The 13,223-nt window shown below is 65.7% G+C and carries 17 protein-coding genes and 1 pseudogene; 7 read left to right on the top strand and 11 right to left on the bottom strand.

Going from position 1 to position 13,223, the window contains the following annotated elements:
- From AB0C16_RS38960 to AB0C16_RS38950, 3 genes and pseudogenes are all read left to right on the top strand, one after another.
- Nucleotides 1–128 (top strand): annotated as a pseudogene (locus AB0C16_RS38960) (IS5/IS1182 family transposase); the annotation flags it as partial.
- 71 nt (nt 129–199) lie between these two features.
- On the top strand, nt 200–748 hold the full coding sequence (locus tag AB0C16_RS38955; RefSeq protein ID WP_357690986.1) for an SMI1/KNR4 family protein: 549 nt from the start codon (nt 200–202) through the stop codon (nt 746–748).
- Nucleotides 749–1,157: 409 nt separating this feature from the next.
- Nucleotides 1,158–1,937: an SMI1/KNR4 family protein gene (locus tag AB0C16_RS38950; protein WP_357690984.1), complete on the top strand. Its 780-nt coding sequence runs from the start codon at nt 1,158–1,160 to the stop codon at nt 1,935–1,937.
- Nucleotides 1,938–2,317: 380 nt separating this feature from the next.
- On the opposite strand, the gene AB0C16_RS38945 is transcribed toward AB0C16_RS38950, so the two are convergent.
- The 5 genes from AB0C16_RS38945 to AB0C16_RS38925 form a co-directional block, all read right to left on the bottom strand.
- The gene (locus AB0C16_RS38945) at nt 2,318–2,869 is read right to left on the bottom strand and encodes a hypothetical protein (protein ID WP_357690982.1); all 552 of its coding nucleotides are present in this window, start codon (nt 2,867–2,869) and stop codon (nt 2,318–2,320) included.
- A gap of 513 nt (nt 2,870–3,382) precedes the next feature.
- Nucleotides 3,383–4,165 (bottom strand): hypothetical protein, encoded by a 783-nt coding sequence (locus AB0C16_RS38940; RefSeq protein WP_357690980.1) that lies wholly within the window; start codon nt 4,163–4,165, stop codon nt 3,383–3,385.
- A gap of 120 nt (nt 4,166–4,285) precedes the next feature.
- Nucleotides 4,286–5,155, bottom strand: a complete 870-nt coding sequence (locus tag AB0C16_RS38935) for a helix-turn-helix transcriptional regulator (protein ID WP_357690978.1) — start codon at nt 5,153–5,155, stop codon at nt 4,286–4,288.
- Between the two features lie 3 nt (nt 5,156–5,158).
- Nucleotides 5,159–5,611 (bottom strand): DUF6879 family protein, encoded by a 453-nt coding sequence (locus AB0C16_RS38930; protein ID WP_357690976.1) that lies wholly within the window; start codon nt 5,609–5,611, stop codon nt 5,159–5,161.
- 43 nt (nt 5,612–5,654) lie between these two features.
- On the bottom strand, nt 5,655–5,885 hold the full coding sequence (locus tag AB0C16_RS38925) for a hypothetical protein (protein ID WP_357690974.1): 231 nt from the start codon (nt 5,883–5,885) through the stop codon (nt 5,655–5,657).
- A 181-nt stretch (nt 5,886–6,066) separates the two neighbouring features.
- Here AB0C16_RS38925 and AB0C16_RS38920 point away from each other — a divergent pair, with 181 nt between their 5' ends.
- The gene (locus AB0C16_RS38920; RefSeq protein ID WP_357690972.1) at nt 6,067–6,285 is read left to right on the top strand and encodes a hypothetical protein; all 219 of its coding nucleotides are present in this window, start codon (nt 6,067–6,069) and stop codon (nt 6,283–6,285) included.
- Nucleotides 6,286–6,515: 230 nt separating this feature from the next.
- Nucleotides 6,516–6,932 carry a hypothetical protein gene (locus tag AB0C16_RS38915; RefSeq protein ID WP_357690970.1) on the top strand — a complete coding sequence of 139 codons (417 nt, stop codon included), beginning with the start codon at nt 6,516–6,518 and terminating at the stop codon, nt 6,930–6,932.
- A gap of 97 nt (nt 6,933–7,029) precedes the next feature.
- Here the strand turns inward: AB0C16_RS38915 and AB0C16_RS38910 are convergent, their stop codons facing one another.
- The 6 genes from AB0C16_RS38910 to AB0C16_RS38885 all read right to left on the bottom strand — a co-directional run bounded on the left by AB0C16_RS38910 (nt 7,030) and on the right by AB0C16_RS38885 (nt 12,262).
- Nucleotides 7,030–7,797, bottom strand: coding sequence for a hypothetical protein (locus tag AB0C16_RS38910; protein ID WP_357690968.1), 768 nt, complete (start codon nt 7,795–7,797; stop codon nt 7,030–7,032).
- 51 nt (nt 7,798–7,848) lie between these two features.
- Nucleotides 7,849–9,336: a terminase family protein gene (locus AB0C16_RS38905; RefSeq protein WP_357690966.1), complete on the bottom strand. Its 1,488-nt coding sequence runs from the start codon at nt 9,334–9,336 to the stop codon at nt 7,849–7,851.
- Complete coding sequence (locus AB0C16_RS38900; protein WP_357690964.1) at nt 9,323–9,814, bottom strand: hypothetical protein; 492 nt, start codon at nt 9,812–9,814, stop codon at nt 9,323–9,325. Before AB0C16_RS38900 ends, AB0C16_RS38905 begins: the two co-directional genes overlap by 14 nt.
- A gap of 214 nt (nt 9,815–10,028) precedes the next feature.
- Entirely contained in the window at nt 10,029–11,759 is a 1,731-nt protein-coding gene (locus AB0C16_RS38895; protein WP_357690962.1) for a DUF3631 domain-containing protein, read from the bottom strand.
- Entirely contained in the window at nt 11,760–12,017 is a 258-nt protein-coding gene (locus tag AB0C16_RS38890) for a hypothetical protein (RefSeq protein WP_357690960.1), read from the bottom strand. It abuts the gene before it with no gap.
- Nucleotides 12,017–12,262, bottom strand: coding sequence for a helix-turn-helix transcriptional regulator (locus AB0C16_RS38885; RefSeq protein WP_357690958.1), 246 nt, complete (start codon nt 12,260–12,262; stop codon nt 12,017–12,019). Before AB0C16_RS38885 ends, AB0C16_RS38890 begins: the two co-directional genes overlap by 1 nt.
- A gap of 158 nt (nt 12,263–12,420) precedes the next feature.
- Between AB0C16_RS38885 and AB0C16_RS38880 the strand changes: the two genes are divergently transcribed.
- Nucleotides 12,421–12,954 carry a hypothetical protein gene (locus AB0C16_RS38880; protein ID WP_357690956.1) on the top strand — a complete coding sequence of 178 codons (534 nt, stop codon included), beginning with the start codon at nt 12,421–12,423 and terminating at the stop codon, nt 12,952–12,954.
- Nucleotides 12,955–12,956: 2 nt separating this feature from the next.
- On the top strand, nt 12,957–13,097 hold the full coding sequence (locus AB0C16_RS38875; RefSeq protein WP_357690954.1) for a hypothetical protein: 141 nt from the start codon (nt 12,957–12,959) through the stop codon (nt 13,095–13,097).
- Nucleotides 13,098–13,223: the final 126 nt, after the last annotated feature.

Raw genomic sequence — 13,223 nt, 5'->3', positions numbered from 1 at the left:
AACGCGCGAACGCCCAGCTGAAGAGCTGGAAGATCCTCCGAAAGCTACGCTGCAGCCCTTCCAAGGCCGGCCACCTCTGTAAGGCCATCGCCGTCCTTCAGAACCACCGAGTTGCCCAGGGCACCTGAGGATGAAAAAGGTTCACTGCACTCCTCAACCGTCGAAGGGAATGTCAGGGACAGATGGCAGGATCATCGTCATGACAAACGTGGATGACCTTCTTCGACGGGTGTGGCTGAAGGCGAACGCGACCGCAGAGCAGCTACCTCCTCCTGCCACGACGGAGGAGGTAGCTCAGGCCGAGAGCATCTTAGGTTTCCGCCTTCCTCCTGTGCTCGTCCGGCTCTACCGTGAGGTGGCCAACGGCGGCTTCGGCCCCGACTACCAGCTCTTTCCGCTCTTGGGCGAAGGGCGTACCGCGGTCAACGTCTACCGCGAGGAACGCTCGACGGTAGATCCTGATAAGGAGGCCACGCACTGGCCGGCGGATGTCCTGCCGGTCCTGGACTGGGGATGCGGCATGTTCGCCGCAGTGGACTGCCGTAGTCCCGAGGGCGCCGTCCTGCTTTTCGAGCCGAACGGCATCGACAATGAATGGCATCACGCGTGGTACGTCGACTCCGAAAGCCTAGCCGGCTGGTTGGAGACGTGGCTGTCGGAAACGGGCTGGTACGAAGAGGGCGCCGACGAAGACGGTGAGATGCGGCCATGGGAGACGGCCTGGCAACGTCTGTCAGAGGGCAGCTGACATGGTGGGTGCGATGGAAGCCAAGTGCCCCGAAAAGCCTCCTCCTGGTTGAGGACACCGACAGCACGCCTGAGATGCCTTCCGGCCAGTGCCAGCAGCGGTTTTACAGCGGGCTGACGTTCCTGACCGCTTCAGGCCTCTGACCTCGGTGTACGGCTCCCGCATTCCCCTGGACCAGGAAAGATCATCCCGCGTATTTCCCGCGAGGAGAGCCAGCCACGAGCGCCCCAGGGACCTGCGGATCAAAGGAGGTGGATCTCACCGAGCTTCGAGGCTTCGACCCGGGGGCGTGATGTCCGTGGACGTTCGCCGAGTTCCGCCCTCGTTCGCTCTCTTGGCTGTACAGCCAGGGCGCCATCAGATTGGGAACTCCTCCGAACTGTCGGCCCGCACTGGCATTCTGTCGCCTATGTCACATGATGATCTGATCCAGCGCATCCGAAGACGGGCCTGGGATCCCGCACGCCGACACGACATAGTCTACGTGCCGCTGGACTGGCTCAAACGTGAGTACGGCGAGAACATCAGGAGCCCCATCCACCACACGCAGCAGCCGATCCGTGAAGGCGGCAGCATAACCCAACTCAGCTTCGACGACCCCACACCTGATCACCTCATCGAGGCGGCCTTGGATGCAGGCGCCCCCGAAGCCGTCAAGTACTTCAGCGATGTCCCACATGAGTCTCCGTACCCGCCGATCTCTGAGGCGGACTTACGAGCCTGCGAACAACGCATCGGCCACGAGTTACCCGAGCTCCTGCGGAGGGTGTACACGGAGGTGAGCAACGGCGGCTTCGGCCCCTCCTACGATCTCCTGGGCCTTCCGCCCGGCGGACACCGGGCATACGAGGTCGGCCCGGACGCACTCGAAGAATTCGAGAAATACCCCGAGGTGAGCAGCGTGCTCGGGTTCCCGCTCGTGGCCGCCGGATGCTCCATGTACTGGTACATGTCGCTCACTCAGCCCGGTAACCCTGTCTGCCTCTGGGATGGCGACGGGTGGGACTTTCCCGAAGAGCAATCGCCCGAAGTCGGGATCGTGACCATCGCCCCATCCTTGGCCGAGTGGTTCGACGGCTGGGTCAACGGATACAACTGGTTCGACCATCCCCCTATCCCGAGGAACGAGCCCAACGGGGAGCCACCAGTCCTGCTGGATGGCGACGCCCTGGACCAGATTCCGTACTAGCTCGTGTAAACGGTGGTCAGCGACATTGCCCGGTGGGCCGGGGCTGAGGAACGAAGCCCTGGACCTTCGATCGCCCTCAGCCATGTCCGGCCCCCAGCCATGCCGTGGCGATCGTAAGGGCTGCATCTGTGCGGCGGAGTGGCAACCCCGGCTGGTGCGTTCGGTCGGTACGGCGGGGGCGGCGTGCGGCGCCCGGCCCGGTGTCCCGCCGCCGTTCGGGACCGGCCCCCAGGCCGCACGCCCGGACGGCGGGCGGGGGTGCGGGGGCGCGCCGCGCCGCCGCCTGGATCTTCATAGGGTCTATTCAGCAACGCTCTCGCCTGTGTGTGCCACCGAGGATGATCGTCACAGGGATGGGGAAGTCCTAGAGCGAGCTGGTTTCACATGGGGATCGGAAGCGCCGAGCATGGGCTGTCCATCAGCGCTTGGTCCAGGCGGACGCCGCTCTCGAGTTCGACCACGGCGAGACATGCCGCGGTGATGTCCACCTCTGCCTCTGCGTCCTCGGTGTCATAGCCTTTCGCGAGCAGGTCGGTGTATGGGCTCAAGGGGCCGAGGTGGTCCGTCCACTTCGTGAGAGGCGTGGAATCCGGCTCCGGATGATCGAGATAGCCTTCGGCCTCGCCGTAGCGGGCGTACATGCTGGTGTTGCCTTCGATGTCGAAGGACACATACCAATGCCGGAACCCTTGGCCGGCGAGTCGCTCGGTCATCTCCATGCGGTCGCCGCCTGGGTTTACCCAGTCCAGGGTGACGATGCCGCTGCCAACCTGGTAGAGGCCGAGGGAACCGGTGCTGTGCGGCAGCTCATCGGGACCTTGGAGCGTGGTGAGGTCCGCTCCGATACGACGCACAGCTTCTTCGATTGACAGGGCGCCGGAGTCGGGCATCGTCACCGTGTAAGCGAAGGTGTCGAGGCCGAGGTCGCTCAACATGTCGTCGTAACGGGCAAGCCGGCCTCGGCCCGGTGACCGACGGCGACCTGGCCACCGCTCGCGAGATCTTCAAGGCGGACCCGAGTGACCACCACCGAGCGCTACACCCACGTATCCACACCCCTGATGCGCGATGCGGGGGAGCGGCTCGCCTCCGCAGTCTGGGGGAATCCGTAGCTATTGCAACTAGCACTGCAACTATGGCGCCCGAGAAGATCAAAAGGCCCTCTCCCCGAAACTGGGGCGAGGGCCTTTCATCTGCGGAGGATCGGGGATTTGAACCCCGGATGGTGTTGCCACCAAACCGCATTAGCAGTCCCTTAAATCCCGTTATGAGGTGTTCGGTGTCGTTCGGCCTCATAGCGTTTCAGGAGGTCAACGGCTACTGCTTGTGCGGTTTGGTTCGGGCTCCGATGGCACGGTGCGGGGTCGTTTGTGCCATCACGGTGCCATCTGGCACATCGACATGAGGGTGATGTTGGCGGCGCTCGGGACGCCTCGGCGGTGGGCTCATTCAGCCTCGACCACGAGCTTCTTGGGAGGGGCGGTGATGTGCACAGGCGTTCCCCAGCCCTTGTAGAGGACGTTCATCCTCACGGTGTCAGCTCTCTGCTCCGCGCCATAGGGCTCGTACACGATCTCGGCTTGGAAACGCCTGGGCAGGTTATTCGGGCCCAACCAGAGCTTCCACTTGATGCGGCCTCCGTCCCAATCTCTTTTTCGCTCGCTGTAGTAGATGCCGGCCTGGCGCGAGCCAATAGAACCGACTTCCACCGTGCCGTCGTAGCGGGAGGTGCGGACGCCGTCGTAACGGTCCTTGGTGGGTACTTTCTCGGCGCTGGCGGAGATCAGTTGCAGGAACTTCGGGTTCAGAGCGTCCACCAGGTTTTGTGACCAGAGAAAACTGTCCTTGTCTCGCCAGTGGTTCCATTTCTTGCCCTTGGGTAGGCTTTCCCAGCCGCTTTGGGTGTAGCTATCGCGACCGATGCTGACCACACGGGAGAGCACCGGGTCTATGTCACCCACGGTGAAAGCCTGCGTGACATCGCTGGCGTAAACACCTGTCTTTGCGGCGAAGCGGTGCTTGCCATGAGCAACCGTCAGGCTGGCGTCCGAGGTCAAGCCTCGGCGGGTGTTCTGAGAGAACAGCACACTGCTCTTCTTTGCGAACTCGCCCTTGAGCGCGGATATCGCCTGAGCTAGTGAACCGCTGGTCTGTGCGTGTGCCACGCCTGCCAGAGGCGACGTGAGCAGCAGGGCCAGGACGCCTAGCAGCGCGCATAAGCTTCTCATGGGATCATCTTCGTCGACTGCTGATCTCGACCTTGTCACCGGGGGATTGCAGGCGCGACACTTGGTTGAGTCTCCGCTAGATGACCGCCTCAGTCGTCTCGGGCAAGGCGACACCTTTGATCAGGGGGAAGCTGATGTCTGCTCATCCGCTACTTGGATTGCCCTCGTAATCAGCGTGCGGGCGGCCTTGCCGTACACAGCCAGTTCGGTCAGTTCTGTGAAGGTACGGGAGTACATCGCGATCTCGTGTGCCCGCGTGACCGTCAGATGACCCGATACGAGTTCGACGGTCACCTCCTCGTCGTCGAATATGAAGAACGCTTCGGTGGGCCACATGCTCGACCTGTTTGCGCCCAACGGGATGATGCCGAGCGACACGGAGGGCAGGGTGCTGACGGTCAGCAAGTGCCCGAGCTGGCCCGTCATGACGTTGGGGCCTCCGATCGGCTGGTGGAGGACGTTCTCCTCAAGGATGACGACGAAACGATGATCGCCCTTGTGAAGGACCTGCTGTTTGTCCACCCGGACCTGCACGGCGTCCTCCACGTCGTCGGGGAGATCGCGGCGCTGTTGGAGCGCGGTCAACACGGCGGTGATGTAGGCGCGCGTCTGGAGCGGGCCGGGTATGAGGTTGGGGGCGTAGAAGCGGAACCGCCGTGTACGCTCCCAGAGCGGCAGAACCGACTCTTGTGCGTGGCGGAGTCCTGTGCGTTCCATGTGCCGCCACTCGACAAACATGCCCTCGATCGCCTCCAGGGAGGCAATGAGGTCCTCGGCCTGCTCCGGAACGCCGCAATGCTGGCACCACGCCCGTACGTCGTGGGTGGAGGGTGGGCGATGGGCATGCTCGATCCGGCTGACCTTGGATGCATGCCAACCCGCCAGCCGCCCAAGCTCGCGGCCCGACAAGCGGGCACCCTTGCGGATCCTGCGGAGCCGGGCGGCCAGGATTTCGAGCGCCTCTTGTGCGCTGGATGATGAGGAGCGCAAGGGTCAATCGACGTGGTAGTCGTCGTGCGGGATGGCGCGATGCCAGACCGCCTCGAAGGATTCGCTGCACAGCTTGATCACGGCAGGGTCGGTGACGTGCTCGACGTCCAACCAGTCGCCGTTGCCACTGAAGTGGTTGATCAGGAGCGTCTCCTGGTCGAACAACCAGAAGTCGTTCCCGGGGAGCGCCAGATCAGTGGCCTGTCGGCGGGGAAGCCAACGCACCTGCTCGCCTACGCGGACGTTGGGGAAAGTGACGTCGTACTCGTAACGGATGTAGTCGCTCAGGGGCTCGGAGACGACGCGAGCCCGCCTTACTCCGGCACCCCGTGCGACGGCGTCCACAATGTTCTGGAGCCAGGGCCGCCACCAGGAGGACCGATCGTCGGGATCGAGTCGGTGACCGGCTTGCCACGCGTGGAAGTCGGGGTCGTCCAGCATGTACGCGTCGCGCATCTCCAAGTGCACGGCGGATCGCCGGCAGTGGCGTAGACCGCGATCAACCTCTGCGCCCGTGCTCACCGTTCACCTCCGGCAGGAACTGGAGCATGCGCTTGGGGATGCGCACGACCTCTTCACCTTCAGGAACCTTACCGATCTCGGAACGGGTGGCCGGATCCTTGATCGTCCAGCCTTGGATCAGGATGTCGCCCGTTTCCGTGTCTCTCCACAGCGTTGGCGAGCCGCCGTTGGGACTGTCAGGGTCCCTTCCGAGAAATTCCAGGCTCATCTGAGATCCTCCTCGCCGAACGGATGCGTCATGCCTGAGTTTGCGTCCCCTTTGGTCGTTCATCAAGAAAGTTGCCAAAGATTGCACGCCGCGTCTGGGCCGATCCCGAGGCAAGGATCGTCACGGCAACGCTCGGCAAACTCATTGAGACACGACAGCTCACGTTCTTAGCGTCACAGTCATGCCCTCCGAACATGGTCCTCATCAGGCACGCGAGCGCAACGCCACGTCGGCCCCGATGCTCGTGGAGTTCGACACTTGGAGCGTCGGCGACACGCTGTATGGGAGGCACCGGGCGTCCGGCGACCTTATCGAGGCCGACTGTCCTCGACGGCTTGCGCTGCTCGCGATGGCCAAGAGCGTGGTTCACACCTGGCGCGAGGCGGAGACCTCCCAATGACCACCCTGCAACGACCATCGAGCAGCGCGGCCGAGAGCCCCACACCACTGCGTGTCCCCTACGTCATCGCGTGGTCCGGCGAAGCGATCGAACACCGCCTATTGTTCGCCAAGCAGTACCCCTTCGGCCATGTCCGGCTCACATATCCCAATCCACGCCCGAGCGATTGGGTCGGGGGCATTCTTCGCGGCCGTATCCGTCAGAACCGGCGTGGGCAACCGCTGTGGCGGATGCTGAACGTCAGACGTCAATGGCTGGCCATGCTGCGCGGCCTGTGCCAGGTCTGCGGGAAGACTGGCAGGGACCCACGAACCGGGCGCATCTGGTGGGTGATCACCGAGACCGCGTTCCGCGCGATGAGCCAAGACAGCGGGCTGACCAACGCCCCGCCCACCTGCCCCGCATGCATCCCCGAGTCGCTGGCCTACTGTCCCCAACTCCGCGAGAACTCAGCCGTTTACACCGCCGCCCGCGCCGAACCGGCCGGAGTCCTGGCCGACACCTTCACCCCAGGTCCGGGCGGCACCGCGATCCACACCGGGCACAACATCTACGTCGGGTTCGACGAGTTCGCCCGCCACGCATCCTGCCTCGCCCTGCAAATGGTCGTCCGGTTGGACGGCATGCGCCCGGAGCCAACTCCCTGAAGCTGCTCGACTCGTCGCTGCGTCACCGGTCGGCGAGCCGAGCTGGTGGCCCCGCGCATGAAATATTGGAGGGCGTGGGCGGGGCCACCTTCCACCACTACCGCGCGGTGTGACCGCCGGGGAACTCGCTGCCCGACCGGCCACCGGTCTTCACGAGTTGGCCATTGATGATCGCCATCCCGGTGGAGGTGGCCTCCACGTCGGCCAGCCGCTCGCTCCTGTGCAGTTCTCCTGCGGGGTTGTCGGTGAGCCGCTGGACGTGGTTCCGCGCCTCGGACAGGGCACGCTTCACGACCTCTCGTGACTCATCGGTTTTGATCCTCAGTCGAGCCGCTGCGCCGTGGTCACCGGACAGGGCGTCGGCGAGGCCGTGCTCGATGCCGTCGAGGATCTCCGCCGCGACTCGGGGGTGGAATTCGCGGTCGGTTCCGGTGCGGGCGTAGGTGGGCCAGTCGGTGCGGAGCGCGGTCAGGGTCGCGACGTCCTTGCTCGCCACCGCGTCCTTGATCAGGGCGCGCACGTCCATACCCTTGTCGAGCAGCGCCTTGGCGCGCGACCACGCGCTCTGGCGCTTGACCTCGTCGAGCAGCTCCCGCTGCGGGTCGCCCGGCGTGGACGACTGCTTGTCGAGCCAGGTCGTGATGTCCTGCACCGCGCGGTCAGCCTCGCGCTCGACCTGGTCGAGCTGGCCCGTGGCCTCCTCGCGGAGCTTCTCGGCCAGCTTTTCCCGATGCTCGATGGCGTAGCGGATGTCACGAGACGTCGCGCCGAGAGCCGCCACGAGGCCGTTGCGGACGGCGGTGACCTTCACCGGCAGGGCGTCGAGGTCGGTCTTGCGGAACTGAATGTCCATAGGGATGGCCATGGTCTTCTCCTTCGTACGTTTCCTGATTGGCTGGTCGCGTTTTCGCGCGGCTCACCATGCGGTGTTGTCAGCCTGCGACCCGGCAGGCCAGGTGTAGGAGGCGGTGTGCCAGGCCAGCGGCCAGGCGTCTATCGGCACCCGCACCCCCAGCCATGTCACGGTGTGGTCCACGTCGGCGACCCGTCGCCACGCCTCTCCGGGCATGGGCCTGACGCAGGAGATCGCCTGCATGAGAGCGAGCACGAGATCGTCATGTCCGGCGCGCGCCGGGACCTCGATCCGCAGGGACCCGCCGGGCATCTGCTCGAACTCCAGGCTGCGGAGCTGCTTGAGCAGCTCCGGAATGCGCGGCAGCACGAGCTGACCGCGCTGCAACATCACCTTGAGCTTGCCGAAACCGGCCTGCTTGCGACGGTTGTCGGTCCAGACGCCTGCCACGCCGTAGACGGCTCCCACGACGGCTAGGCGCTCGCGGAGTTGCTCGGTCGGATACGCCCCCACGCCGTTGATCTCCGACGCGACCACGTGCAGGCCGTAGGCCCGCCCGGCCGTGCAGATCCGCTCGATCCACTCCCCGTAAGGGCAGCGGTAGGCGTATTCCAGCCACGGCACGAAGTAGCGCAGTCCGTCTTTCGGGTCGTTCAACCCCTTGTCGTCGAGCGGAGCCACCAGGCAGAGGGCGTTGGCATCGCGGCTCACGCCCCAGTCCACGCCGGCCGCCACGATGTAGGGCCGTGCGTGCCGGGTCACTTGCCCCACCTCGTCGGGCGGCAGCAGGTGGTAGTCCGCCGTAGCGCCTTCGATCTCCTCGACGGTGAAGTACGCCCCCGCCTCGTCGGTCCACTTCGCCAGGTACTCGCGCTCGAAGTAGTCGTCCCCTTCCCGAGCGCGGATCTCGTCGAGGAGCCTCTGATCCACCAGCGGGCTCGTGCTGGAGGGCCAGTGCCACGAGGCGTACATCTCGTCAGGGGCGTCCATCCCGCGTGCCCACAGCACCCGGAAGAAGTGATCAGCCGTGCCCCACGGAGAGGAGCACAGGATCACTCGCGACCCGGGACGAGCGATGATCACGGGCTCTGCCGCCCGCCAGATGTCCGGGTCGATGAACCCCGCCTCATCGGGCACAAGGAGGTCAACGGCCCATCCCCGGATCTGCCGCTGCGAGGCGGGCACGCTCATGATGGTGGAGCCGTTCGACAAGGTGACCTGCGACTTGGTCTCGTCGAGCACCGAGCCGGCCAGCAGTGGCGAGGAGGTCGCGAGGGTGGCCACCTCGTCGAGGAGTCGCTGAGCGGCCACCTCCCCGGCGCTCACGACCAGCACCCGGCTACCCGGCGTCGAGAACGCCTGGTGCAGGCAGAGCACGGCCAGGAGCCGCGACTTACCCACCTGACGGCCCGCGCAGATCGCCCGGTACCGCGCCGTCGAGCGCGCCACCTCACGCTGATGGGGCCACAACTCCGCACCGATCAGCACCCGCGCGAACACCTCTGGATCACGCCGTGCGGCCCTGAGCGTCTCCCGATCAACCCGCGTCATGTCGTACCTCCTCGTCGGCCTGGTCATCGTCGAGCCCCGCCATCAGCCGCGCCACGTCCACCGACGTTGCGGCCACATCACGCCCCAACCGGGCACGGGACAGCGGGTCAAGACCCAACCGCGCCCGCTGAGTGGCCGCCGCGCTCTCCCACTTGCGGAGCTGCTCATCCCAGCGCGCGCAATCCGGACACGAGCGGCACCCGTCCGCCTCGTGGTCGGCTAGGTGCTCCGCGAGGAGCTGCACGCGCGCCTCCGCGCGCCCCCACGCCCACAACGCTGAGCGATAGGCGGGCTGACGAAGGAACGACACCGCGTCGTCGGCAAGCGCCCCTTCGACCAGCTCGACCGCCAGCGGATCAACGTGGCGAGGCGAGTAGGCCCCATGCCGCATGCTCAGCTCGTGACCCGGCTGGAACGGAGGACGCTGCCCCGGGAACGCCGGAACCCACGCCTGCCTCTGCTTGTCCGTCGCGGTCATGCCGCCCCCGATTCCGTGTCGGGAACGGCGACCGATGACGAGCGCGCGGACGACCCGAACAGCGCCATGACGAGGTTGAGTGAGGCCGTCACGAACCCATCCGAACCGCATTGAACATCCGATTGTGACGCCCTGACCTGCCGAGGCTCCGCCTGTCGGCACAGTGCTGGCACGAGCGGCACAGTGAGCCTCGCGCGCGCGGCATTCCTTACGATTACGCCCGCCACCCGAGCCTCCCGGTCCAGCTGTCATCGGCGGCGGTGTTACCGGAAACGGGCGGAGTGTCCGCGACATCCGCGACGTCCGCGACCACGCTGGTCGGGGCCGTCGCGGACGTCTCTTTGGTCGCGGATGCAGCCGCGACATGGTCTTGTTCCGCGACATAGCTGACGTGCGCTGTCGCGCTTGTCGCGGACGTCGCCCTGTCCCCGCTCGGGAGGTATCGCCGCCAAGCGTCGTGGAGATCGTGGGCGCTGTAGCCCTTGCGGTTCAGACCACCGCCCTCGCGGACGTCCTTGGGCTTGATCTCGTACAGCTCCAGCAGCTTGGCCAGATCGCGGGGACCGAACGGGCGGCCGAAGTAGTCCGCCCATGGCCCCTCGTCGATCTTGAGCAGCCTCTCCAGAATGGTGCTGGTGTACAGCACCCGATCCGAGCCGAAGATGACTTTCAGGTCGGCCAGGAGTCTGACCGACAACATGGTTGTGGCATCGGCCGCTTGATCTCGCCCGACGAACGCCACAGCGGCCGCTCGCGCACGGCTCGGCCACTCTCCTCCGGCGAGGTCGGCGGTGGCGATGAGCGGCTCCCAGGTATCAGCCGCCCGGTCCTCCACCGGCATCTCGGGTTCGGCCTTCTCCAGGACGTCGAGGTTGTCACGCATCCACAGGTGCAGCCGATCACGAAGCGCAGCGAGAAGCGGTGCGTCACGACGGGTGCGGTACGGCCTCACGCTCTCGCCGGGACCGCGTCTCCTCATCCGGATCACTACCGACCGATCCATGATCGTGTCGGGCATGTTGCCGATCCCCGCCAGCGCCACCATGGCGAAGGTCGAGCAGTGCTCCGGCTTGCGGGTGGCGGCGTCCCACCGGATGTAGGGCCGATTCCGCTGGTGACCCGCGTTGACGATGCCCCGCAGGTCCTCGTTGTTGTCGGCGGCCTTCGGGCCGAACACCGTGTCGGCCTCGTCGAGCATCAGCGTGGGCGGGTCCTCCCCGATGGAGCGGACCAGGGCGGCCGGACTGATGTTGACCGTGATCAGCGGCTTGTGGGAGGTCGCCTCGATGACGTCGAGGAGGCGCGACTTTCCGCAGCGCTTCTGCGGGCTACCGATGAACAGCCGGGTCGCGTGCTCCCACGAGAGCGCGGCGTGGGTGGCCGCGATCCACAGCGCCACCGCGTCGGCGGCCTCGGGGGACGGCAGGATCATGTACCGCAGCAGGGCGGCTCGCAACTCGTCGAGGAGCGTGGCACCGCCGACGTCCTCGTCGGATACGAAGAAGTCAGTCACGCGCTCCTCCGAAGGTCGGTCACGTGGTCGCCGTGGCTCCTGGGAAGGGATCTCGCCCCGCCTGGCCTTCAGCTCCGCGTACGTCGGCCGGCTGGCCACTCGGCGAACGTGCTCGGCCACCGCCTTCCACTCCTGAGCCATCTCGTGGTGGGCGTGACCGTAGCCGACCTCCCAGCCGGACAGATGTCCGTCTCGGTAGCCCTGCTCGTACGCCTGAGCCTCACGGCGGTGCTGGCCGTCGAGGTCGTTGATCAGCTTGCGCATCTCCTCCATCTCGACGGTCATGTCGCTCACCACGGGGACGTGGAGCCCCGTGACCTCAGCGGCGGTTACCCTGACGTTGTCGTTGAGCTGGCAAGGCGCATCGACGGTCTGGCGGCCCGGGGAGATGGAGCTCACGGGGCCGCGCTTCTTCATGGGAGTGTTGGTCATCTAGGCCGCGCTCCCTTTGCCCTCAGAAGTGGCAGCGAGGTCCCCAGCGACGTGCGGGCTCGGCGGATACAGCAGCGTGATCAGGTCGTGCGTGGGGATCTTGATCACGCGGCCCATCGAAAGCACCCGGGTCGGCCACTGCCCGCGCTTTATGAGCTGGTAGCCGAGCCACCTGCTCACGCCGATCACGGACGCAGCGGTCTCAACGGTGGTCGTCGGGCCGAGCGCCTCGATCTCCTCACGGCTCCACGTCGTCACTAGGGCGTCACCTCCTTCGGGGCCTGGCCCTTCAGGACGTCGAAGAGCGCAGCGCACCTCAGCGCGACCGCGCCCCTCGGGTTCCGCTGGCCCGCCTCCCAGAGCGCAACCGCCGAACGACTGACGCCTAGGGCGGCAGCGAACTCGCCCTGGCTCACGTCGGCTTCCTCACGAATAGCGCGGGCCTCCCCCACTCGGTACAGCCGCCGCACCCGGGCGATCCGCACAAGGTCATCGTTGGTCATACCGACACATTACGTCGCGTCGTCAAAGGTGGCACATACCAAGGTGACGCAGATCAGTAGCCATATGAGCCACCATTGACGAAGCTGACACATAGTGGTTGCATCTACCCATGGCAGCACGCAGAACAAGCCGAAAACTCACGGCCACGATGATCTCCGTGGACAACCCGGGCGGCCCGGAAGCCGAGATCGTGCCGGGGATCTCCATTCCCTTCACCTCGTACACGTCGGAGGTCCACGACATCTCTTCGCCGTACCGCCTCACCCTGAAGATCGAGGTTCGGGACGGCGCTCCGGAGTGTCGGCAGTTCGTGATCACGGCCGATGCGGATGCTCCCCCGATCACGGGTGTGGTGCTGCGGTCCATCCCGCTCGCCACCTACGTGGAGACGACGCTAGAAAAGATCACCAACCGACGCGGCGATGCGCTGGAGGAGTTGCGTGCTGAACGGGGACGGCGGCGTCAGCCCAAGTCGGACGTGCTCCCCCGGGTCGTCGAGGCGTACCGGCTCGCCCTGGCCGACCCTGACCCTGTGGTGCGCAAGGCCCCGACGCAGGCGGTTGCCGATCGCCTCCACTACCAGCGTGGGCACGTCAGCCGCCTGCTGAGCGAGGCCCGCAGGCTTGGGATGCTCGGCCCTGCCCGGCGAGGCCGAGCAGGAGAAGCCAAGACCAACAGAAAGGAGAGCTGATCATGAAGCCGTACAAGGCGTGCTCATGTCGCGCGCCCGACACGGGCAAGTTGCTGGGCAACAAGTGCCCCGAGATCAAGCTGTACGAGCAGGAGAAGGACGGGAGCCCGAAGCTCGACAAGGACCCCGTTGCCGAATTCTGATCAGGCGGTCAGCGCGAGTTCGAGGCGGGCGAGATGGCTGGTGCGGGTTCTATCGAGCACGTGGCCGTTCCACCAGGCGTCCAGGCGGATGAGGTTGAGCGCGACGGCGGAGTAGACGTGTTCGAG

The organism is Nonomuraea sp. NPDC048916 (assembly GCF_040649575.1).
GTDB lineage: Bacteria > Actinomycetota > Actinomycetes > Streptosporangiales > Streptosporangiaceae > Nonomuraea.
Note: the sequence above shows the minus strand (reverse complement) of the source record. Positions and strands in the feature narration are given on the sequence as shown.

Excerpts from the sequence above, each read along its gene's own strand:
- AB0C16_RS38955 (WP_357690986.1), top strand. The coding sequence starts at position 200 with ATGACAAACGTGGATGACCTTCTTCGACGGGTGTGGCTGAAGGCGAAC.
- AB0C16_RS38950 (WP_357690984.1), top strand. The coding sequence starts at position 1,158 with ATGTCACATGATGATCTGATCCAGCGCATCCGAAGACGGGCCTGGGAT.
- AB0C16_RS38940 (WP_357690980.1), bottom strand. The coding sequence starts at position 4,165 with ATGAGAAGCTTATGCGCGCTGCTAGGCGTCCTGGCCCTGCTGCTCACG.
- AB0C16_RS38930 (WP_357690976.1), bottom strand. The coding sequence starts at position 5,611 with ATGCGCGACGCGTACATGCTGGACGACCCCGACTTCCACGCGTGGCAA.
- AB0C16_RS38925 (WP_357690974.1), bottom strand. The coding sequence starts at position 5,885 with ATGAGCCTGGAATTTCTCGGAAGGGACCCTGACAGTCCCAACGGCGGC.
- AB0C16_RS38920 (WP_357690972.1), top strand. The coding sequence starts at position 6,067 with ATGCCCTCCGAACATGGTCCTCATCAGGCACGCGAGCGCAACGCCACG.
- AB0C16_RS38915 (WP_357690970.1), top strand. The coding sequence starts at position 6,516 with ATGCTGAACGTCAGACGTCAATGGCTGGCCATGCTGCGCGGCCTGTGC.
- AB0C16_RS38910 (WP_357690968.1), bottom strand. The coding sequence starts at position 7,797 with ATGGCCATCCCTATGGACATTCAGTTCCGCAAGACCGACCTCGACGCC.
- AB0C16_RS38905 (WP_357690966.1), bottom strand. The coding sequence starts at position 9,336 with ATGACGCGGGTTGATCGGGAGACGCTCAGGGCCGCACGGCGTGATCCA.
- AB0C16_RS38900 (WP_357690964.1), bottom strand. The coding sequence starts at position 9,814 with ATGACCGCGACGGACAAGCAGAGGCAGGCGTGGGTTCCGGCGTTCCCG.
- AB0C16_RS38895 (WP_357690962.1), bottom strand. The coding sequence starts at position 11,759 with ATGACCAACACTCCCATGAAGAAGCGCGGCCCCGTGAGCTCCATCTCC.
- AB0C16_RS38885 (WP_357690958.1), bottom strand. The coding sequence starts at position 12,262 with ATGACCAACGATGACCTTGTGCGGATCGCCCGGGTGCGGCGGCTGTAC.
- AB0C16_RS38875 (WP_357690954.1), top strand. The coding sequence starts at position 12,957 with ATGAAGCCGTACAAGGCGTGCTCATGTCGCGCGCCCGACACGGGCAAG.